The sequence below is a fragment of the Pseudarthrobacter sp. Pseusp20 genome (assembly GCF_059492155.1).
In genome coordinates, this window is sequence record NZ_CP168521.1 from 4,232,913 (window position 1) to 4,253,937 (window position 21,025).

Here is a 21,025-nt window from a genome sequence, read left to right on the forward strand (position 1 = left end):
CGGTGACTTAACAAGGAGGGGCCCCGGATGCCTGCCAATGGATTGACAGCCAGCGTTTCAAGGAGCACGGCTGCGCCGGGTCCCGTCCCGGAACGCGGGTGCATACCGTGGTCCGAAGCGCGCCATGTGGCCTTCGGTTCCGCCGGTCCGCTCCCGCCCGTGGCAGTCCCGCTCGCTGAAGCCAATGGACGCACGCTGAGCCGGGATGTCACCGCCCTCCAGGACCTCCCGCATTATGCCTCGTCCGCCATGGACGGTTGGGCCGTGAACGGGCCTGGTCCATGGCTGCTGGCCGGAGCCGGCCAGCATGGATCCCTGCCCGGTGAGGGCAACAGATTTTTATCCGCAAACAGTGCCGCCGTGATTGCCACCGGCGGCCTGGTACCGCACGGCGCCGACGCCGTCCTGCGCAAGGAAAGCGGCCTGGCCGTGCGGGACCCCAACGGCAACCACATCCTGGCGCTGCGTGCCGATGCGAAGCCCGGTGAGCCGTGCAGCGGCCAACACATCCGCCCTGCCGGGCAGGAAGCCCGGTCAGGGGACGTACTCATCCCTGCCGGCACCGTCCTTAATCCCGCGCACGTGGCCCTGGCTGCGGCGGCAGGGCACGACACCGTCCAGGTCCGCGCCCGGCCCGCTGCCGCCGTCGTACTCACCGGCGCCGAAGTGGTGACGCAAGGAATTCCGGGCCCGGGACAGGTCCGGGACACCTTTGGCCCGCAGCTCGGACACGTGGTTTCCCTGCTCGGCGGTGTTGCGGACAGCCCGCAAAGAATCGGTGACTCGTTCAGCGATTGGCTGGCTGCCCTGGAGAACCCGGTGATGCCCCATGGCGGGCACGCAGACGTGCTCATCACCACCGGCGGCACCGGAAAATCCGGCACCGACCATTTCCGTGCCGCCGTCGACGCCATGGGCGGGCAGTTGCTGGTGGACGGCATCGCGATGCGTCCCGGGCACCCGGCAGTCCTCGCCGCGCTTCCCGGCGGCCGGTTCGTCATTGGCCTGCCCGGCAATCCCCTGGCGGCCATGATGGCCCTCCTCACCCTGGGCGCACCGCTGATGGCCTCGCTTGGGGGCGCGCAGCTGCCTCCGTTGCAGCTCGTGATGTCCGGCTGCGACCTCGAGGGCGATCCGGGAAGGACACGCCTGGTCCCCTGCCGGTTCCTGTCCGGCCTTGCGTTCCCAGTCCAGCACACCGGGCCCGGCATGATGCGCGGGCTTGCCTGGGCGGACGCGGTCATGGCCGTTCCACCCCAGGGTGTTGATTCCGGGGGACCCGTTCCCGTGCTCCCGCTTCCGTGGGCAGCACCAGCTCCCAGCGGTCAGGGCCTTTGGTGTGACCCGGAGTCCCCAGCAGGAGCGCCTACACACTTTGCCTTTAGGGGGTCACACTCTTGACATTGAATGTGAGCTAGCGCACGATTTTGTTGCATACAGCGAAGGTTGTTGATCATCACGGAACGAGGCACGCCCGGATACGCTCCTCCCGTCCCCCGGCTCCACCCGTGATGACTTTGGGGAACAGACGAACGAATTCATGATGGCCGATCCGAAAGGGGCCCTGGCCCGTGCATCGGCCGCACAACGCTGCCAGTATCCATGCGGCAGCGCCAGATCACCAAAGGAAACTGTCTATGACTATCAGGGATGGCAGCACCATCGATCAAAGCAGCGCGGGGCGCCGGAACCGGGGAACGACGCCGAAGCCTGTCCGTGGGTCCAGGAAACAGCGCTCTGGCACCTTCAGCGGTTTGCGCTGAAGCCGGAAGGGAACGAATCTCAATGATCAATCCAACCAAGACGACGGCCCCCGTCGACACCTCCTCATCAAAAGAGACCAGCTCCAAGTTCAAGCGCCGCTTCATGATGCGGCTTGTAGCGGTCTTCATAGGCGGGATGTTCCTCGACGGTTACATCCTCGGAATCATCGGCCCGGTCACCGGATCCATGCGGTCAGATCTCCAGCTCGACGCACTATCGCTGGGCATGATCGCTGCAGGCCCGCTGGCTGGTATCTTCATCGGCTCCCCGCTGGCTGGCTGGGCTACTGACAAGTTCGGACGCAAGCCAATGTTCCTGGTGGACATGGGCCTGTTCCTGGTCGCCTCAGGAGCCCAATTCTTCGTAACCTCTGGAGACGGCGCCGTGATCCAGCTGGCCATCATCCGATTCATGATGGGCGTCGCGATCGGCGGCGAGTACTCAATCGGTGGGCCACTGCTGTCAGAGTTCTCCCCACCCAAGCTCCGCGGGCGGTTGCTCGGGCTGACCCTGATCGCCTGGTACGTCGGTTTCATGATGGCATTCATCATCGGCACGCTCCTGCACGACGCCGGCACCCCATGGCGCCTAGTACTCGGCACGAGCACGATACTGGCATTCGTTCTGTTCCTCGCCCGCATGGGCCTCCCCGAATCGCCGAGCTGGCTCATTACTAAGGGACGGCACAAGGAAGCACTCGAGATCGCACACCGATATGTCGAATCGCCGCAGATGCACGACAGCATCACCGGAGAGATGGATCTGAGGATGCTCCAGGAGGCCCAAGCCGCGGAGAGTGGGACCAAAATCAAGAACGCCTCCTTCGGAATGCTGTTCTCGAGGCAGTACTGGCGCGCCACTGTCTTCACTGCAGGTTTTTGGTTCTGCGCGGTCACTCCGTACTTCGCGATCGCGACCTTCGCCGACGAGGTACTCAACCAATTCGGCTTCGGCGGCGGCTGGGCCGGTGGAGTCGGCCTGTCCGCACTTGCGGTCGCGGGCGTTGTCACCAGCGTACTTCTGATTGATAAGCTCGGCCGCCGAATCCTCACTGTGCCCGGGCAGTGGCTCTGCGCGGGCATCCTGCTGGTCATCGGAGTATGGGGGAACGCACCAGCGATCCTCGTGCTCGTCCTGTTTCTCGCCTTCTCCTACTTCAATGCCGGCTACACCACGATGACCCAGGTCTATCCGGCCGAGGTATTCCCCGGCCACCTGCGCGGCGTCGGTATGGGCTTCGCTGCGTCCTTCAGCCGGATCGGAGCCGCACTAGGCACCTTCGCCCTGCCATGGGCGATCGCCAACATCGGCATGGGCGCAACCATGGTCGTAGCCGCCGCCGTCGCATTACTCGGCGCAGTCCTCTCGCAATGGCTCGCGCCTGAGACGAAAGGGCGCACCCTCGCCGAGATTTCAGCAGACTTCTCCCACTGACACCGGGACCGCACGGACACACGCCGCCGGATAACCGGAGCTGCACCAAAGAGGCCTTCGCCCCACCAGCGGCGGGGGCCTCTTTGCCGCCTGTGATCACAGCACCGCCCATCCCCGCAACAAAGCAGGAAACCCTTGACATCCTATGTGAGCTGAGACACCCTGTTGCATATAGTGATGCGCGTTGCTCATAGCGAAGCGAACTCCATCACCCCGGCCAGGCGGATTTCAGCACCAACCAGGAGAACCAAGAATTATGAGCGCATCACCCCGCGTCGTCATCATCGGAGCCGGCATCGTCGGCACCAACCTCGCCGACGAGCTGGCAAGCCGCGGCTGGAACGACATCACCGTCGTCGAGCAGGGCCCGCTGGAGCTCGCAGGCGGCTCCACGTCGCACGCCCCTGGCCTCGTGTTCCAGAACAACCCGTCCAGGACCATGACGGAATTCGCAACCTACACCGTTAACAAGCTGCTCGCCCTGACCAAGGACGGCCAGTCCTGCTTCAACCAAGTGGGCGGCCTGGAACTGGCAACCACCCCAGAGCGCCTGGCCGACCTCAAGCGCAAGATGGGCCTGATGACCTCCTGGGGCGTCGAAAGCCGGATCGTGGACGCCGACGAATGCGAAAAGATCTACCCGCTGCTGAACACCGGCAAGCTTGCCGGCGGCCGTGAGGTCCTGGGCGGCCTGCTTATCCCCACCGACGGTATCGCCCTGGCGGCCCGGGCCGTGCAGCTGCTGATCGAGCGGACGCGCGAACTCGGTGTCACCTACCTCGGCTCCACCACCGTCACCGGCATCGCACGGGAGGGCAGCAAGGTCACCGGCGTCGAGACCTCCTCCGGTGTGATCCCAGCCGACATCGTGGTGTCCTGCGCAGGCTTCTGGGGCCGTGAGCTCGGCCGGATGGTGGGCCTGGAGGTGCCGCTGCTGCCGCTGGCCCACCAGTACGTGGTCACCACGCCCCTTGCCGAACTTGAGGGCGTCAACGAGCTTCCGAAGGGTGCCAGCAAGCCGATTCTGCGCTACCAGGACAAGGACCTGTACTACCGCGAGTGGGGCGACCGCATTGGCATCGGCAGCTACGCCCACCGTCCCATGCCCGTGGACATGGCTGCACTGCCCAAGGTCCCGGCCGGGGAGATGTCCGACCACCGCATGCCCTCCCGCCTGGACTTCACCCTTGAAGACTTCGTGCCCGCGTGGGAGGACAGCCAGGACCTGCTGCCGGCACTGCGCAGCACCGGAATCCAGGACGGCTTCAACGGCATCTTCTCCTTCACTCCTGACGGCGGCCCGCTCATGGGCGAGGCGCCGGACCTCGACGGCTTCTTCGTGGCCGAGGCAGTGTGGGTCACGCACTCGGCCGGCGTCGCCAAGGCCATGGCCGAACTGCTCGTCGACGGCCAGCCGCAGACCGACCTGCACGGCTGCGAGCTGACACGCTTCGAGAAGGTGCAGACCTCCGACGCGTACGTCAGCGAGACGTCGCAGCAGAACTTCGTGGAGATCTACGACGTCCTGCACCCGCTGCAGCCCCGCGAATCCCCGCGCGACCTGCGCGTCAGCCCGTTCAACGTCCGCCAGAAGGAACTCGGGGCCTTCTTCCTGGAGTCCGCCGCCTGGGAGCGCCCGCACTGGTTCGAAGCCAACCGCGGACTCCTGGCCGAACTGCCGGAAGAATGGCGGGCTCCTGGGCGCGACGAATGGTCCGCCATGTTCCACTCCCCCATTTCCGCCGCCGAAGCGTGGAAGACGCGCACCGCCGTCGGACTTTTCGACATGACGCCGCTGAAGCGCCTCTCCGTCGCCGGCCCCGGCGCCCAAGCACTGCTGCACCGCCTGAGCACGGGCAATATCGCCAAAAAGCCGGGTGCCGTGACGTACTGCCTGCTGCTGGCGGACGACGGCGGCATCCGCAGTGACGTGACCGTCGCCAGGCTCGCCGAGGAGGAGTTCCAGCTGGGCGTCAACAGCAACGTTGACTTCGACTACCTCCGGGTGGAGGCCCGGAAGCAGTCGGCCGCTGCTCCTGCCCAGTGGGTCCACGTCACCGACATCACGGGCAGCACCTGCTGCATCGGGCTCTGGGGCCCGCTGGCCCGCGAGGTCATCGGCAAGGTCAGCGGGGACGACCTCAGCAACGACGGCCTCAAGTACTTCCGCACCAAGGAAATCTCCGTTGGGGGCATCCCCGTTACGGCCATGCGGCTCTCCTACGTGGGCGAGCTCGGCTGGGAGCTCTACACCACGGCCGAATATGGGCTGAAGCTCTGGGACCTGCTGTTCGAGGCGGGCCAGGAGCACGGCATCGTCGCCGCCGGCCGCGGTGCCTTCAACAGCATGCGCCTTGAGAAGGGCTACCGGCTGTGGGGCACGGACATGACGTCCGAGCACCACCCCTACCAGGCCGGCCTTGGCTTCTCCGTGGCCAAGGACAAGACGGGCTTTGTTGGTGCCGAGGCCCTGGCGTCGCTCCGCGAACAGCCGGCGGCCAAGACACTGCGCTGCCTGACGGTCGACGACGGCACGTCCGTGGTGCTGGGCAAGGAACCGGTGTTTGTGGCTGGGGAAGCCGTTGGGTACGTCACGAGCGCGGCGTACGGCTTCACCATCCGCAAGCCCATCGCCTACGCCTGGCTGCCCTCGTCAGTGTCCGAAGGGGACGCCGTGGAGATCGAGTACTTCGGCCGGCGGGTGGCCGCCACCGTCACTGCGGAGCCGCTCTTTGACCCGGGCATGGAACGCCTCCGCGGCTGACCAGCCCCGCCCAAAGGGTGGGTGGACCTGCTTGAGACCGGCAGGACCACCCACCCTTTTTGGTGCCTCGGGGAGGGCACTGATTCGCGCGGCAAAACCGTGTCGTAGACTCACCGGAGCAACAACAAATTTGAGGGAACAGGTGTTTGGGGGAACAGCGTGCTGACCAGGGTGTGGCCAGATGACATTCTGGCGTCACTGCCGTGATTCAGCAGCGCCCGGGCCGCCGCCCTTGGACGTTCGCCGCGGTCTGCGTGATGGTGACCTCGCTGACGCTCCTGTTGTTCGGCCCGTCCCTGGGTCCTCCCGCTCGCCGTCGACATACGCGGGAGGGGCAGCGACGGCAGGACTCATGATTGCGTACTGGGCCTGGCGCCTCCCCCGCCGTTCCCGCCGGGTGCAGCGCCATGACGGAGCCGTCGTTTAGCTCCGATCTCCCCTGCCGGTGAAAGGTCCGGCCGCTCCTCTTAATGTCAGACCCTCCCCCGATGATTAGTTCATGGGGAAAGCAGCGGTGGCCAAGGCATATGCGGATATCCGTGGTGCCCTTGCTGTGCTTCATGCCGAGGTGGAGGGGCACGGTCCCGAGCCGTTCTCGCCGGCTGATCCCTTGGCGGGGCTCGCCGATGGTTGCCTTGATATTATTGCCGGGGCCCGTCAGGTGGAGGCAGGGTTCGCGGCGTTGAAGGCGAAGGCCGCGGTGACGTACTCGGACAGCGCCCATCGTGTTGCTGGGCCGGATGCTTCGGTGCAGGCGCAGGAGATGGCTGTCGCGGCTGAGGTCGGGTGTGTGCTGTCTCTGGGGCCGCGGGCCGCGTCGTCGTTCCTGGCCGCCTCCCACGCCCTGGCCACCACGCTGCCCCGGACGCTGTCGGCACTGGAAGCCGGGGACCTGTCGTGGCAGCATGCCCTGGCCATGGTTGACGAGACGGCCAGCCTTGATGCCGCCGGTGCCGCCCCACTGGAAGGGCACTTCCTGGACCCGGGCGCCCCGGACCCGGCACGGGGCTGCCCGGCCGGGCAGATGCCCGCGCACCGGTTCAGGGCCAAGGCAAGGATTTGGCGGGAACGCCACCATGCCGAGAGCATCGAAAAACGCCACGCTAAGTCCGTGGCGGATCGGCGGGTGGAGTTCCGGCCGGACCAGGACGGCATGGCCTGGCTCTCCGCACACCTGCCCGCCCACCAAGCCTTGGCCGGCTGGAACCGGCTCACCGCCCTCGCCCGGAGCATGCAGGGCCCCGACGAGCCCCGCAGCATGCCCCAGCTCCGGGCCGACACCTTCGCCGACGCGATTCTGGGCAGCGGCACCGCAACCGGGGATGTTGAAGACGGTGAAGCAGCACATGTCCCATCGCCACGGATCCAAGCGCAGGTGCTGGTCACCGTCCCGGTTTCCTCGCTGATGGGATTGACCGATGAACCAGCCATGCTCGACGGCTACGGGCCCATCCCGCCGTCCATGGCCAGGCAACTCGTCGCCAACGGCGCCAGCTCGTTCTACCGGGTGTTGGTGGATCCGCGGGACGGGGCGCCGCTGGAGATCGGGCGGACCAGCTACAGGGTCACGGGCGCGATGCGGGCCTGGCTGCGGCTGCGGGACGGAAAATGCCCGTTCCCCGGTTGCAGCAACAATTCACTCGACAACGACGCCGACCACATCATCGCCTGGAACAACGGCGGCACCACCGGGATCTCCAACCTGGGACAACCCTGCCGAAAACACCACAAACTCCGGCACAGCACCGGCTGGACACCCACCCCGGCCACCAGGAACGAACCACCCGGCTGGACCTCACCCACCGGCCGCCATTACACGTCCGAACACCAGGATTGGGAACCACCATGGTGGCCCCAGTGGCTCAAACGGATAGTGGGACCCCCCGGAAAGTCACTCGGCGGCCCACCGGACCTTGCGTTCCTTCCGCTGTCCCCGGGAGAAGAAGCCTTGGAACGGTTCCTCCACGCCCCCGTATGAGGACTGCTGCACCCCGGTCTGTTTTGGACGTGCCCCACGGTTCTACTGGGCGGACTGTATGCCGGGAGCATGGCCGGAACGCGGCCCACGTTTACCCCTTGCCGCCGTTATGACCCAAGTGTTTGGCTGTTGGCATGGCTGATGAAGAGGTATCCAAGAACGTTCCTTCCGACGAGCACCTGCGGCAGGATGTCGCAGGCGGGTCGGAGGGGGAAGCCCAGGACCCACAGGACGGGCAGTTTGCCCCCGGTCAAACGAACGCCGGCCAGCAGGTGTCGGGGCTTGCCTCGGCCAGCGGTTATGGCAAGGACCTGGATCCGGAGGCCGAGCCCCACGGAAACAACCCTGTTTAGGCCGTAAACGACGGAAGAGCGCCCCCGCCTCCCCGCTGTTATCCAGCCGGGGACGCAGGGGCGCTCTGTCGCGCCATCTACACGCTGGCCTGCAGCAATCCTGCCTCTTCGGCCACCGCGTCCTCGCCCTTGTGGGGTTCGAAGCGGACGAACATGGCCTTGAAGCCGGGGGTGTTGGAGATGCGGGCCACGTTCTCCTTGTGGACCAGGGCGTTGGCCTCGGGGAAGTACGCCGCGGCGCAGCCCTTGGCAGTCGGGTAGGCCACCAACCGGAACTTGTCCGCGCGGCGGTCCACGCCCTGGAAGGTGCTGACCACGTCCACGAGCTCCCGGTCCTGGAAGCCGGATTCGGCAAGGTCCTCGGGGTGGATGAGGATCACGCGGCGGCCGCCGGAGATGCCGCGGTAGCGGTCATCCAGGCCGTAGAACGTGGTGTTGTACTGGTCGTGGCTGCGGATGGTCTGCAGCACCAGGTGCCCCGGCGGCGGGGTGAGGTATTCCAGCGGGCTGACCGTGAACCGGCCGCGGCCGATGTCGGTGGCGAAGGAGCGGGTGTCGCGCGGCGGGTTGGGCAGCACGAAGCCGTTCTTGGTCCGGACCCTTGTGTTGAAGTCCTCGAAGCCGGGCAGGACGCGGGCAATGTGGTCGCGGATCACGTCGTAGTCCTCGGCCATGGCCTTCCAGTTGACGGGGTGGTTCGGGCCGAAGGTGGCCTCGGCCATCCGCGCCACGATGACGGGCTCGGCCAGCAGGTGCTCGGACACAGGGGTCAGGCGGCCCTGGGTGGAGTGGACCACGGACATGGAGTCCTCCACCGACAGGAACTGTGCGCCGTTGGGGTGCTTGTCGTCCTTGTCGGTCCGGCCCAGGGTGGGCAGGACCAGCGAGGTGCGGCCGTGCACGATGTGGGAGCGGTTGGGTTTGGTGCTGATGTGCACGGTCAGGCCGATCCGCTGCATCCCGGCTTCCAGGGCCTCGGTGTCCGAGCAGGCGAGCGAGAAGTTGCCGCCCATCGAGACGAACACGTCCACCTCGTCGCGCTCGAACGCCTCCATGGATTCCACGGCGTCGTAGCCGTGGTGCCGGGGGGAGGTGATTCCAAACTCGCTGTCCAGGGCCTGCAGGAGCCATTCCTTGGGTTTCTCCCAGATGCCCATGGTCCTGTCGCCCTGGACGTTGGAGTGCCCGCGGACCGGGCAGGCGCCGGCGCCGGGCTTGCCGAAGTTGCCCTGCAGCAGCAGCACGTTGACCATCTCCTTGATGGTGTCCACCGAGTGTGGCTGCTGCGTCACGCCCAGCGCCCAGCAGAAGATGGACGCCTTGGACGCCACCAGCATCGACGCCACTTTCTCGATCTGCCCACGGGTCAGGCCGGTGGCCCGCTCGGTCTCGTCCCAGTCCAGAGTCCGGCGGGCTTCGCGGTAGGCGTCGAATCCGTCCGTCTGCGCGGCGATGAAGGAATGGTCGACGACGGTCCCCGGGTTGGCTTCTTCAGCCGCCAGGAGCAGGTGGCCGAGCGCCTGGAACAGCGCCAGGTCCCCGCCCACCTTGATCTGCAGGTATTCGTCCGCGAGCGGGGTGCCGCCGCCCACCACGCCGGAGACGGTCTGGGGGTCCTTGAAGTTGAACAGGCCCGCCTCTGGCAGCGGGTTCACGGCCACTACCTTGCCGCCCTTGTCCTTGCATTCCTTCAGCGCGGACAGCATGCGGGGGTGGTTGGTGCCCGGGTTCTGGCCGACGACGAAGATCAGTTCGGCGTCGTGGATGTCGTCCAGGGACACCGTGCCCTTGCCGATGCCGATGGTCGGGTTCAGCGCCGAGCCGGAAGACTCGTGGCACATGTTGGAGCAGTCGGGCAGGTTGTTCGTCCCGATGGACCGGGCGAACAACTGGTAGAGGAAGGCAGTCTCGTTCGCGGTGCGTCCGGAGGTGTAGAAGACGCAGCGGTCCGGGGTGCTGGCCCGGATGTGCTCCCCGATCAGCTCGAACGCCTCATTCCAGGAGATGGGCGAGTAGTGCGTCTCGCCCTCCCGGATCACCACCGGTTCGGAAAGCCGGCCCTGGTTGCCCAGCCAGTACTCGGTCTTGGTGGACAGCTCGGCAATGGAGTGCCTGGCCCAGAACTCCGCACCTACGGTGCGCAGGGTGTTCTCCTCGGCCACCGCCTTGGCGCCGTTCTCGCAGAACTCGGCCGTCTTGCGCTTCTTGTCCGATTCCGGCCACGCGCAGCCCGGGCAGTCGAAGCCGCCACGCTGGTTCAACCGCAGCAGCGACTGCGCCGTGCGGGCCACCCCTGCCTGGGCGACTGCACGCTCCAGGGCAACCATGACGGCCTTGACGCCGGCGGCCTCGGTCTTGGGCTTGTGGACCTCAAGGTTGTCCTCATTGATGTCCGCGACGGGGGCGGGCTGCTTACCGAACTTCATCGTTCCAACTTCCTTACCGGCCTGTGTTGTTCGAAGGTGAGTGGTGTTCGAAGGCGAGTGGTGTTCGAGGGCCAGTGAAAGGCGCGCCCGGCCACCCCGCGCGCCTTTCTCCGGCACGTCACCTTACTGAATGTCGCGCGCTACTGGGCTACCTTCGCCAGCGTTTCCTGCTCGGCGGCGATGGTGGTGTTCCCGCCGTGGCCGGTGCGGACCACGGTGTCGGCCGGGAGGGTCAGCAGCTTCCCCCGGATGGACGCCAGGATGGTGGGGTAGTCGCTGTAGGACCGTCCGGTGGCGCCTGGGCCGCCGTTGAACAGCGTGTCCCCGGTGAAGACCGTCCCCTCGCTTTCCAGGTAGAAGCAGGTGGACCCGGGCGAGTGCCCCGGCGTGTGGATTGCCTTCAGGGTTGCCCCGCCCACCTGGAACACGTCGCCATCGGAGTGGTAGTGGTCCGGTTTGGCGTCCGGGTAGACCTGCTCCCACAACACCAGGTCCTCCTTGTTCAGGTGGATCGGAGCGCCCAGGGCATCGGCGACCTCGCGTGCGGCACCGATGTGGTCGTTGTGCGCGTGCGTGAGCAGGATGGCCTTCACCTTCCGGCTGCGGACCTGGGCGATGATCGCGGCGGCGTCGTGCGGCGCGTCGATGATGATGCATTCCTCGTCATTGCCCACGATCCAGACGTTGTTGTCCACGTCCCAGGTGCCGCCGTCGAGCGAAAATGTGCCGGAGGTGACCAGGTTTTCGATGGTGACGCTCATGCGGACGCTCCCGCCGGCTGGACCTCGACGACGGAGCGCAGCACCTTGCCCTCGTGCATCTTGCCGAACGCTTCCTCCACCTGGTCGATGGTGATCCGCTCGGACACGAAGGCATCCAGGTCCAGGTTGCCCTGCTTGTAGTGCGAGACGAGCATCGGGAAGTCACGGGACGGAAGGCAGTCGCCGTACCAGGAGGACTTCAGCGACCCGCCGCGGCCAAAAACATCCAGCAGCGGCAGTTCCAGCGTCATCTCCGGCGTCGGCACACCCACAAGGACCACGCGGCCGGCAAGGTCGCGGGCGTAGAAGGCCTGCTTGTACGTTTCAGGGCGGCCGACGGCGTCAATCACCACGTCCGCTCCGTGGCCTCCGGTGAGTGCACGGATGGCTTCCACGGCGTCCTCCCGGCGCGAGTTCACGCCATGGGTGGCACCGAGCGACTTGGCCATGTCGATCTTGTTGTCGTCGATGTCCACGGCGATGATCGTCGTGGCACCGGCCAGCCTGGCCCCGGCGACCGCAGCGATGCCCACGCCGCCGCAGCCAATGACGGCCACGGATTCCCCGCGCTTGACCTCGCCGGTGTTGATCGCGGCGCCGATGCCGGCCATGATGCCGCAACCCAGCAGGCCCACGGCGGCTGCGTCAACGTCCGGGTCCACCTTGGTGCACTGCCCGGCGGCGACCAGCGTCTTCTCGGCGAAGGCGCCGATGCCCAGGGCCGGCGAAAGCACGGTTCCATCCTCCAGGGTCATCTTCTGGGTGGCGTTGTGCGTGCTGAAGCAGTACTGCGGCTGGCCCTTGGCACACGCACGGCACTGCCCGCAGACGGCACGCCAGTTAAGGATGACCCGGTCGCCGGGGGCCACCGAGGTCACATCCGGGCCAACGGCACTGACCACACCCGTGGCTTCATGGCCCAGGAGGTACGGGAAGTCGTTTCCGATACCGCCCTGCTTGTAGTGCAGGTCGGTGTGGCAGACGCCGCAGGTCAGGATGTCCACCAGCGCCTCGCCCGGGCCCGGATCCGGCACCAGGATGGTCTCCAACGACACCGGAGCGTCCTTCTCCCGGACAATGACAGCTTGAACCTTGTGGACCATTGTTCTTGTGTTCCTTTCCTGGACCTTGGCAGTCCGGTAAGTCGGCGACGTGTGCCAATCTAGCTGACGCAGCTGTTCAAGGACGGGGTCTTGGGCCTACCAACCCCTGAACAATTGCGTAATGCACAACAGAATGCACATAGCGCTACCTAGCAATATGACAGCGGCCACACCTCGTGTCAATAGATATATCAGTTGCAGGGCAGCGGGGCGATAGGCGTCCGGCATTGGCCGCCTGGGCGTTTTTGGTCGCCCGGGGCGCTCAATGGCGGCGTACGCCCCGTTATGTCCCCAAAATCTCCGGCAGTACGCTTGATGGCATGGCTTTTGAAGAATCCGCTGCCGAGCGGCGCGAAGTAACCGTCCGCCGGGCACCCAAGTACGTTCCCTTCCTGGTCCTGGGTGCGCTGGTGGGTGTTGCTGCAGCCGCAGTGGTTGCCTACGCGGTACCGGGCGATGCAACGTTCGACCCCGGCGCTGTCTTCGGATTCTTCCTGGTGATGTTTGCCGCGTGCGGCGCAATCCTGGGCGCCGCACTGGCGCTGGTCCTGGACCGCCGCAGCCTGAAGCGGCAGGACCGGGCCGTCGTGGAGGCCGTTCCCGACTCGGAGCCGGACACCGATCCCCAGGCGTAGCAAGTCACAAACGGGCGGCCGGAAAAGTCATACCCCATATCGTGAGATAATCGACCAGTGGCACGCGGCGATGGAAAACTTTCCCATGATCTTCTCCCCGGCGAAAAAGGCCCGCAGGACGCTTGCGGCGTCTTCGGCGTCTGGGCCCCAGGCGAAGAGGTAGCAAAACTTACCTATTACGGGCTGTATGCACTGCAGCACCGCGGTCAGGAGTCGGCTGGCATAGCAACCAGCGACGGCAAGCGGATCAACGTCTACAAGGACATGGGCCTCGTGTCCCAGGTCTTCGACGAGACCACGCTGAACACCCTGACCGGGCACCTGGCCGTGGGCCACTGCCGCTACTCCACCACCGGCGCCAGCCACTGGGCCAATGCGCAGCCCACCCTTGGCGCCACCGCCACCGGCACGGTGGCCCTGGCACACAACGGCAACCTGACCAACACCGCCGAGCTCAATGCCATGATCACCGAACGCAACGGCGGCCACCTCACCGGCGAAATGAAGCAGGGCAACACCTCTGACACTGCCTTGGTCACCGCCCTGCTGGAGGGCGAGCCCGGCAAGACCCTGGAAGAAACCGCCACCGAACTCCTGCCCAAGATCAAGGGCGGCTTCTGCTTCGTGTTCATGGACGAGGGCACGCTCTACGCTGCACGTGACACCTTCGGCATCCGCCCGCTGGTCCTGGGCCGGCTGGAGCGCGGCTGGGTGGTTGCCTCCGAGCAGTCCGCCCTGGCCACCGTGGGCGCCAGCTTCATCCGGGAGATCGAGCCGGGCGAGTTCATTGCCATCGACGAGGAAGGCGTGCGGTCCAAGCGGTTCGCGGAGCCGACGCCGGCAGGTTGCGTTTTCGAGTACGTCTACCTCGCGCGCCCGGACGCGGCCATCGCCGGCCGCTCCGTGTACGAGTCCCGCGTGGAGATGGGCCGCCAGCTGGCCCGCGAAAACACGCAGCAGGCGGACATCGTCATCCCCGTGCCGGAATCCGGCACCCCCGCGGCTGTTGGCTACGCCGAAGAATCCGGTATCCCGTTCGCGCACGGCTTCGTCAAGAACTCCTACGTGGGCCGTACCTTCATCCAGCCCTCCCAGACCCTGCGCCAGCTGGGCATCCGGCTCAAGCTCAACGCCCTTGAATCCGTGATCCGCGGCAAGCGTGTTGTGGTGGTGGATGATTCGATCGTCCGCGGCAACACCCAGCGCGCCATTGTGCGGATGCTCCGGGAAGCCGGCGCCGCCGCAGTGCACGTGAAGATTTCCTCCCCTCCTGTGCAGTGGCCGTGCTTCTATGGCATCGACTTCGCCTCCCGGGCCGAACTGATTGCCAACGGTGCCACCATTGAGGAGATCTCCCAAGCCATCGGCGCAGACTCGCTGGCCTACATCTCCGAGGACGGCATGATCGGTGCCACCCGCCAGCCGCGCGAACGCCTCTGCACCGCCTGCTTCACCGGCAAGTACCCCATCAAGCTCCCGGACGCGGACAAGCTGGGAAAGAACCTCCTGGAACGCACCGACCTGGGCGGCCTGAAGCCCTCCCCGTCCGCGCTTCCCGGCCAAACCGCCGCCCTGGCCGTTGACGCCACCGAGGACCCCGCTGAGAAGGCCGGGGCTACCGGCTGTGATCCGGGCCCGGACTCAGAATTCGAGAACCTGCTGACCGAAGCCGACCTTGTGCCCGACGTACCCGCCGCCACCAGCGCCGATAAGAAAGAGTCCGTATGACTTCCGTTAGCCCCGCCGCAAACAACTCCGGCATCACCTACGCCTCCGCAGGCGTGGACGTTGAAGCCGGGGACCGCGCCGTCGAGCTCATGAAGGATGCCGTCAAGGCAACCCACAACTCCTCGGTGATCGGCGGGGTGGGCGGGTTCGCCGGCCTTTACGACGTTTCCCGGCTGCTGACCTACAAGAGGCCGCTGCTGGCCACGTCCACCGACGGCGTGGGCACCAAGGTTGCCATCGCCCAGGCCATGGACATCCACGACACCATCGGGTTCGACCTTGTGGGCATGGTGGTGGATGACATCGTGGTGGTAGGCGCCGAGCCGCTCTACATGACCGACTACATCGCCTGCGGCAAGGTGGTCCCGGAACGCATCGCGGGCATTGTCCGCGGCATCGCGGCCGCCTGCTCCGTGGCCGGCACCGCCCTGGTGGGCGGCGAGACTGCCGAGCACCCGGGCCTGCTGGGCGAGCACGAATACGACGTTGCCGGCGCAGCCACCGGCGTGGTCGAGGCCGATGCCCTGCTGGGACCGGACCGCGTCCGTGCGGGCGACGTCGTGATCGGCATGGCCTCTTCCGGCCTCCACTCCAACGGCTACTCGCTGGTCCGCCGCGTCATCAACCACGCCGGCTGGGCCCTGGACCGCCAGGTGTCCGAACTGGGCCGCACCCTGGGTGAGGAACTCCTGGAACCCACCCGCGTCTACGCGGCCGATTGCCTGGACCTGGCCCGCACCTTCCCGGTCAGCGCCGAAGCGGCTGTTCACGGCTTCAGCCACGTCACCGGCGGCGGCCTGGCCGCCAACCTGGCCCGCGTCCTCCCCCAGGGCCTCGTGGCCACCGTGGACCGCGCCACTTGGGAACTGCCGGCCATCTTCAAGCTGGTCTCGGAGCTGGGCAACGTGCCCCTGGCGGACCTCGAGCGCACCCTGAACCTTGGCGTGGGCATGGTGGCCATCGTGTCGCCCCAAGCTGCCGACGCCGCCGTTGCCCGCCTGAACGACCGGGGCCTGCCGTCCTGGATCATGGGCACGGTCACCGAGGATTCGGACTCCATCCTGAAGTCCGGCCCGGATTACGTCCAGGGCGCCAAGGGCGTGGACGGCGGCGCTGTCCGCCTGGTCAACGCCTACGCCTAGCCAACTGCTGGAGGCTCCCCACTGCACGCGGTGGGGAGCCTCCACTTTTAAGCGACCTGGATGAGGTTCAGCACACCGCCCTGCGGGTCCTCGATGGTGGCCAGTGATCCCACCGTGGGACGGTCATCCGGCTCCACCAGGACTTCGCCGCCTGCTGCCAGGGCGGCCGCTGCCGCCGCGGCAATATCTGCCGCGCCAAAGTAGATCTGCCAGTCCGCTTCCTCGCCTTCGTCGGCAGGAACGATGCCGGCCACCTCGCTGCCGTCGATGAGCAGCGTGCTGTAGCTGCCGCCGTCGTCCTGGGGGTACTCGGTGACTTCATGGCCGAAAAGCTGCTGGAAGAAGCCGATGGCGGCCTGCGGCTCGGGTGTAAAGAGCTCAGCCCAGGCCAAGGCGCCCGGCTCGTTGAAGAGCCGGCTGCCGAAGTGGGTACCCGCCTGCCAGATCCCGGTGGTTCCGCCGCCGGGAGGGGCCAAAAAGCCCAGCACCCCGGTGTCGCCCACCGTCTCAGGCCCGAACTGGGCGGTTCCGCCGGCATGGCCCGCTTCCTGGAGCACGTCCGCGGCATCTGCGGCCGCAAAGTAGACGTTCCACTCGGCAGCGGTGCCGGCCTCAAGCTGCAAGGGATTTTGCGGCGCAATGGTGGCCACCAACTGCCCGCGGACAAAGGCCTGCGCGTAGCTGCGGCCGTCCGGAGTGGGGAAGTCCTGGTAGGTCCAGCCGAACAGGCGGCCGTAGAAATCTTTGGCGGCATCAACATCGGGGGTCTGGAGATCCGCCCAGCAGGGCTCGCCGCTGGCGTACGTGGTCCGAACAGTCATGCGGTCAGGTTACCAACCAAACACGGAAAGCCCGCTGCCCTGCCGGTAATTCGGTGGGGCAGCGGGCTCCATGACGTAAGCGGCGCCACAGCAGCCGGGCCAGGGGCCACAGCAGGCTTGCGACAACTAGCCGATGCGACGGTTGTCTACCTCGTCGTCATCGTCATCCAAATCATCCGCGTACTTATCCACATAAGCCGAATAGTCCGGTTCGACCGGTTCATTCGAGTAATGGCTCGTTGAACGACTTCCAGGGCCCGTCAGCTCACGCTGAAGTGCCGAGTAGTCAGTGTTCGGGGAGTAGTACTTAATGTCCCGAGCCTGCTTGGTAGCTTTTGCCTTTTGACGGCCGCGCCCCATGGCGTGACCCCCTTTTGTACTTGGACCGGAGGTGGTCACCTTGGCGATCGGTGAGGCCCCGGAATGTTTGGTCAATTTGTCGTACACCTAGATTACATGCTTTCGGCGGGCCCCGCTTGCCGCCCGGCGCCCCGGACGGCCGGGTGGGGTACCATGATGCACCTCCTCCCGCGGGATTCCGGCATTTTTCTTCGGTAGAGTCGCTTAAGAACTGCCGATTTTATCTGGCCGTTGGCGAGCCGTGGCACCAAAACCCAGGAGGATGCGCACCCGTGAACCACCAGGACATCCCGCCGAAACCCGCTTCGCCTCCGCGGACCGGAAGCCTGCCGAAGATCCACAGTGGGACCGGTTCAGCCCCCGCCCCGGAATCCGTTACCTGGTCCCAGCCGCGCCATGATCCTGCGCCGGAAAAACACACCAACAGGAAGCCTGCCCTGTGGAAGGCGTTTCTGGTCGTCGTCATCCTCGCCGTTGCCGGCTCACTGGTGTGGCTTGCCGTCTGGTTGAACTCCTCGCCTGGCACCGATGCGGCAAAGAATGACGCACAGGGCGTGCTGCAAACCGCGGTCACGCCGCCGGCCACTCCCCAACCCCTTCCCCGCGAAGGGGTCGCACCCCCGGCGTACGCACTGGGTGACTGCTTCAAGGATTTCGATCCCCAGGCCCTGACGTCCACGCTGGTGCCCTGCGATACGGGCCATTCGGCCCAGCTGGTGGCCACCTTGACATATCCGGAAAGCGCCAAGTACCCGGGGGCGGAGCCGCTCAAGGCCAAGGCACTGGAAGTCTGCCAGGCGGCGAAACTCGGCCCGGCGGCGAAAAACTTCCAGCTCAACTACCAGCGCAGCTTCCCCAGCAGCACCAGTTGGGAATCCGGCGACCGCAGGGTTGATTGCTACGTCACGGCAGACACCGGCAATGTGATTAACGCGAGCGTGCTGCCCTGACGGTCAGCCCGCCAGGGCAGCACGGCCCGCTTCAGAGGCCCTGCGGCTAGTCCTTCCGCCGCACCGACAGTCCGGAACTGGGGGCGCCCGTCAACGCGTCCACGTTGCCTTCGGTCAGTTCCCCAAAGTCCGGCGCGGTATCAACCAGGACGGTGTCGCCGTCGCTGATTTCACCGGCGAGGATGGACTTGGCCAGCCGGTCGCCGATCTCGCGCTGCACCAGGCGGCGCAGCGGCCGGGCGCCGTAGGCGGGGTCGTAGCCGGACAGGGCCAGCCAGGCCTTGGCGCTGTCGGTCACATCGAGGGTGAGCCGGCGCTCGTGCAGCCTGCGGCCCAGTTCCGCCACGTGCAGTTCCACAATGTGCGCCAGCTCCTCCACCGTGAGGGCATCGAACAGCACCACTTCATCGAGCCGGTTGAGGAACTCCGGCTTGAAGGACGCGTTCACCGTGGCCATGACCGCATTGCGCTTGGCCTCGGCGTCCAGCGTCTGGTCCACCAGGAACTGGCTGCCCAGGTTGGAGGTGAGCACCAGGATCACGTTGCGGAAGTCCACGGTGCGGCCCTGCCCGTCGGTGAGGCGGCCGTCGTCGAGCACCTGCAGGAGGATGTCGAACACCTCGGGGTGCGCCTTCTCCACTTCGTCCAGCAGCACCACCGAGTAGGGACGACGGCGCACGGCCTCGGTCAGCTGCCCGCCTTCCTCGTAGCCCACGTATCCCGGAGGCGCCCCGACCAGCCGGGCGACGCTGTGCTTCTCGCCGTACTCGGACATGTCAATCCGCACCATGGCGCGTTCGTCGTCGAACAGGAAGTCCGCCAGGGCCTTGGCCAGCTCGGTCTTGCCTACGCCGGTGGGGCCCAGGAACAGGAAGGAACCCGTGGGCCGGTTGGGGTCACTGATGCCCGCCCTGGCGCGCCGGACGGCGTCTGAGACTGCGGCTACAGCCTTGCCCTGGCCGATGAGGCGCTTGCCGAGCTCCTCCTCCATGTGCAGCAGCTTCTGGCTTTCACCTTGCAGCATGCGGCCGGCCGGGATGCCGGTCCACGCGGAAATGACCTCCGCGATGTCTTCTGCCGTCACTTCCTCCGCCACCATCTGCGCGGACTTGTCCGTCACGGCGGCCTCCGCTTCGGCAGCGGCGTTCAGCTCGCGTTCCAGCGCCGGAATTTCCCCGTAGAGGATCCGCGAGGCGGTCTCCAGGTCACCCTCGCGCTGGGCCTTGTCCGCGGCGGACCGCAGCTCATCGAGCTTGGCCTTCAGGTCACCCACCCGGTTCAGGCCGGCCTTTTCAGCCTCCCAGCGGGCGTTGAGCGCGGAGAGCTCCTCCTCCTTGTCCGCCTTGTCGGCCCGGAGCGCAGCCAGCCGCTCCACGGAGGCAGCGTCGGTCTCGCCCTCCAGCGCGAGCTCCTCCATGGTGAGCCGGTCCACCTGGCGCCGCAGCTGGTCGATCTCCTCCGGGGCGGAGTCGATCTCCATGCGCAGCCGGGACGCGGCCTCGTCCACCAGGTCGATGGCCTTGTCCGGCAGCTGGCGGCCCGAAATGTAGCGGTTGGACAGCGTGGCTGCCGCCACCAGCGCGGAGTCGGCGATGGAGACCTTGTGGTGCGCCTCGTAGCGCTCCTTCAGGCCACGGAGGATGCCGATGGTGTCCTCCACGCTGGGCTCGCCAACGTACACCTGCTGGAAGCGGCGTTCCAGGGCTGCGTCCTTCTCGATGTTCTCCCGGTACTCGTCCAGCGTGGTGGCGCCGATCAGCCGCAGCTCGCCACGGGCCAGCATGGGCTTGAGCATGTTGCCGGCGTCCATGGAGGAATCGCCGGTGGCGCCGGCGCCCACCACGGTGTGGATCTCGTCGATGAAGGTGACAATCTGGCCGTCTGAGCCCTTGATCTCCTCGAGGACCGCCTTCAGCCGCTCCTCGAATTCGCCGCGGTACTTGGCGCCGGCCACCATGGAGCCGAGGTCAAGGGAGATGAGGGTCTTGCCCCGCAGGCTCTCCGGGACGTCGCCGGCCACCATCCGCTGGGCCAGGCCTTCCACCACGGCGGTCTTGCCCACGCCGGGTTCGCCGATGAGCACCGGGTTGTTCTTGGTGCGGCGGGACAGGACCTGGACAACGCGCCGGATTTCGGCGTCCCGGCCGATCACGGGGTCCAGCTTGCCGGCGCGGGCCATGGCGGTGAGGTCGGTGCCGTACTTCTCGAGCGCCTGGAAGGTGTTTTCGGGGTCCGGGCTGTCCACCTTGCGGTCGCCGCGGACGCCCGGCAGGGCGGCGAGGAGTGCCTCGCGGGAGGCGCCGGCGTCGCGCAGCAAGCGGGCGGCGGCATCGTTGCCGGTGGAGAGGCCCACCAGGAGCACCTCGGTGGAGACAAAGCTGTCGCCCAGACGGTCCGCTTCCTCCTTGGCGTGCTGGATGGCCTGCAGTGCGGGCCGGGACAGCTGCGCCTGCTGGCTGGAGCCGCCCGACGTGGCGGGCAGTGCCTTGATGGCACTGCTGGCCTGGACGCTGACGGCATCGGGATCGGCGCCGGTTGCGCGAAGCAGCGCGACGGCGACGCCCTCACGCTGGTCCATCAGCGCCTTGAGGAGGTGGGCCGGTTCCACCTGGGGGTTGCCGGCCGTCGAGGCGTTCATTGCCGCGGCGGAAAGAGCCTCCTGGCTCTTGGTGGTGAATTTGACGTCCAAAGAGAGCTCCTTTCGGGGGCTTGTTGACTAAGTTGAGTCTACTACGCTCAACTTTGGACGGCGACGTCCACTAGCCATGTTTGCCCACGGCGAAACGGCTGTCCAGAGCCGGAGGTC

General features: G+C 66.5%; 15 protein-coding genes. 9 read left to right on the forward strand and 6 right to left on the reverse strand.

Translation table 11 applies throughout. The annotated features are described in order from the left end of the window. The first annotated feature begins 27 nt into the window (after positions 1-27). From ACEN9K_RS19670 to ACEN9K_RS19690, 5 genes are all read left to right on the forward strand, one after another. Positions 28-1,401: a molybdopterin molybdotransferase MoeA gene (locus ACEN9K_RS19670; RefSeq protein ID WP_495634905.1), complete on the forward strand. Its 1,374-nt coding sequence runs from the start codon at positions 28-30 to the stop codon at positions 1,399-1,401. Between the two features lie 384 nt (positions 1,402-1,785). Then, on the forward strand, positions 1,786-3,198 hold the full coding sequence (locus tag ACEN9K_RS19675; protein WP_018771783.1) for an MFS transporter: 1,413 nt from the start codon (positions 1,786-1,788) through the stop codon (positions 3,196-3,198). 256 nt (positions 3,199-3,454) lie between these two features. Continuing rightward, positions 3,455-5,962 carry a GcvT family protein gene (locus ACEN9K_RS19680; protein ID WP_495634906.1) on the forward strand — a complete coding sequence of 836 codons (2,508 nt, stop codon included), beginning with the start codon at positions 3,455-3,457 and terminating at the stop codon, positions 5,960-5,962. 499 nt (positions 5,963-6,461) lie between these two features. After that, complete coding sequence (locus ACEN9K_RS19685) at positions 6,462-7,940, forward strand: HNH endonuclease signature motif containing protein (RefSeq protein WP_495634907.1); 1,479 nt, start codon at positions 6,462-6,464, stop codon at positions 7,938-7,940. Positions 7,941-8,074: 134 nt separating this feature from the next. After that, positions 8,075-8,293: a hypothetical protein gene (locus ACEN9K_RS19690; protein ID WP_495634908.1), complete on the forward strand. Its 219-nt coding sequence runs from the start codon at positions 8,075-8,077 to the stop codon at positions 8,291-8,293. A 77-nt stretch (positions 8,294-8,370) separates the two neighbouring features. Here ACEN9K_RS19690 and ACEN9K_RS19695 read toward each other — a convergent pair whose 3' ends face one another. The 3 genes from ACEN9K_RS19695 to ACEN9K_RS19705 all read right to left on the reverse strand — a co-directional run bounded on the left by ACEN9K_RS19695 (position 8,371) and on the right by ACEN9K_RS19705 (position 12,583). After that, on the reverse strand, positions 8,371-10,719 hold the full coding sequence (locus ACEN9K_RS19695) for an FdhF/YdeP family oxidoreductase (protein WP_495634909.1): 2,349 nt from the start codon (positions 10,717-10,719) through the stop codon (positions 8,371-8,373). A 140-nt stretch (positions 10,720-10,859) separates the two neighbouring features. Next, on the reverse strand, positions 10,860-11,480 hold the full coding sequence (locus ACEN9K_RS19700; RefSeq protein WP_478222808.1) for an MBL fold metallo-hydrolase: 621 nt from the start codon (positions 11,478-11,480) through the stop codon (positions 10,860-10,862). Further along, complete coding sequence (locus ACEN9K_RS19705) at positions 11,477-12,583, reverse strand: S-(hydroxymethyl)mycothiol dehydrogenase (protein WP_224084132.1); 1,107 nt, start codon at positions 12,581-12,583, stop codon at positions 11,477-11,479. Before ACEN9K_RS19705 ends, ACEN9K_RS19700 begins: the two co-directional genes overlap by 4 nt. 320 nt (positions 12,584-12,903) lie before the next feature. Between ACEN9K_RS19705 and ACEN9K_RS19710 the strand changes: the two genes are divergently transcribed. Genes ACEN9K_RS19710 through purM form a run of 3 tightly spaced genes read left to right on the forward strand, consistent with a single transcriptional unit; the run spans position 12,904 to position 16,088 of the window. Continuing rightward, positions 12,904-13,218, forward strand: coding sequence for a hypothetical protein (locus ACEN9K_RS19710; RefSeq protein ID WP_018772123.1), 315 nt, complete (start codon positions 12,904-12,906; stop codon positions 13,216-13,218). 57 nt (positions 13,219-13,275) lie between these two features. Then, on the forward strand, positions 13,276-14,946 hold the full coding sequence (purF, locus tag ACEN9K_RS19715; RefSeq protein WP_018772124.1) for an amidophosphoribosyltransferase: 1,671 nt from the start codon (positions 13,276-13,278) through the stop codon (positions 14,944-14,946). After that, positions 14,943-16,088: a phosphoribosylformylglycinamidine cyclo-ligase gene (purM, locus tag ACEN9K_RS19720; protein ID WP_018772125.1), complete on the forward strand. Its 1,146-nt coding sequence runs from the start codon at positions 14,943-14,945 to the stop codon at positions 16,086-16,088. The genes purF and purM overlap by 4 nt, the downstream gene beginning before the upstream one ends. Positions 16,089-16,135: 47 nt before the next feature. Here the strand turns inward: purM and ACEN9K_RS19725 are convergent, their stop codons facing one another. Both ACEN9K_RS19725 and ACEN9K_RS19730 read right to left on the reverse strand, forming a co-directional pair. Next, positions 16,136-16,909 carry a VOC family protein gene (locus ACEN9K_RS19725; protein WP_495634910.1) on the reverse strand — a complete coding sequence of 258 codons (774 nt, stop codon included), beginning with the start codon at positions 16,907-16,909 and terminating at the stop codon, positions 16,136-16,138. 126 nt (positions 16,910-17,035) lie between these two features. Continuing rightward, on the reverse strand, positions 17,036-17,269 hold the full coding sequence (locus ACEN9K_RS19730; RefSeq protein ID WP_018772127.1) for a DUF3073 domain-containing protein: 234 nt from the start codon (positions 17,267-17,269) through the stop codon (positions 17,036-17,038). A 272-nt stretch (positions 17,270-17,541) separates the two neighbouring features. On the opposite strand from ACEN9K_RS19730, the gene ACEN9K_RS19735 reads away from it, so the two are divergent. Continuing rightward, entirely contained in the window at positions 17,542-18,219 is a 678-nt protein-coding gene (locus ACEN9K_RS19735) for a septum formation family protein (protein ID WP_018772128.1), read from the forward strand. Between the two features lie 46 nt (positions 18,220-18,265). Here ACEN9K_RS19735 and clpB read toward each other — a convergent pair whose 3' ends face one another. After that, positions 18,266-20,908, reverse strand: coding sequence for an ATP-dependent chaperone ClpB (gene clpB / locus ACEN9K_RS19740; protein ID WP_018772129.1), 2,643 nt, complete (start codon positions 20,906-20,908; stop codon positions 18,266-18,268). Between the last annotated feature and the right edge of the window lie 117 nt (positions 20,909-21,025).

What these genes read in the sequence shown, in the direction of transcription:
- ACEN9K_RS19670 (WP_495634905.1), top strand. Translation starts at nt 28, where the DNA reads ATGCCTGCCAATGGATTGACAGCCAGCGTTTCAAGGAGCACGGCTGCG.
- ACEN9K_RS19690 (WP_495634908.1), top strand. Translation starts at nt 8,075, where the DNA reads ATGGCTGATGAAGAGGTATCCAAGAACGTTCCTTCCGACGAGCACCTG.
- ACEN9K_RS19710 (WP_018772123.1), top strand. Translation starts at nt 12,904, where the DNA reads ATGGCTTTTGAAGAATCCGCTGCCGAGCGGCGCGAAGTAACCGTCCGC.
- ACEN9K_RS19680 (WP_495634906.1), top strand. Translation starts at nt 3,455, where the DNA reads ATGAGCGCATCACCCCGCGTCGTCATCATCGGAGCCGGCATCGTCGGC.
- ACEN9K_RS19725 (WP_495634910.1), bottom strand. Translation starts at nt 16,909, where the DNA reads ATGACTGTTCGGACCACGTACGCCAGCGGCGAGCCCTGCTGGGCGGAT.
- ACEN9K_RS19695 (WP_495634909.1), bottom strand. Translation starts at nt 10,719, where the DNA reads ATGAAGTTCGGTAAGCAGCCCGCCCCCGTCGCGGACATCAATGAGGAC.
- ACEN9K_RS19705 (WP_224084132.1), bottom strand. Translation starts at nt 12,583, where the DNA reads ATGGTCCACAAGGTTCAAGCTGTCATTGTCCGGGAGAAGGACGCTCCG.
- ACEN9K_RS19675 (WP_018771783.1), top strand. Translation starts at nt 1,786, where the DNA reads ATGATCAATCCAACCAAGACGACGGCCCCCGTCGACACCTCCTCATCA.
- ACEN9K_RS19685 (WP_495634907.1), top strand. Translation starts at nt 6,462, where the DNA reads ATGGGGAAAGCAGCGGTGGCCAAGGCATATGCGGATATCCGTGGTGCC.
- ACEN9K_RS19730 (WP_018772127.1), bottom strand. Translation starts at nt 17,269, where the DNA reads ATGGGGCGCGGCCGTCAAAAGGCAAAAGCTACCAAGCAGGCTCGGGAC.
- purM (WP_018772125.1), top strand. Translation starts at nt 14,943, where the DNA reads ATGACTTCCGTTAGCCCCGCCGCAAACAACTCCGGCATCACCTACGCC.
- ACEN9K_RS19700 (WP_478222808.1), bottom strand. Translation starts at nt 11,480, where the DNA reads ATGAGCGTCACCATCGAAAACCTGGTCACCTCCGGCACATTTTCGCTC.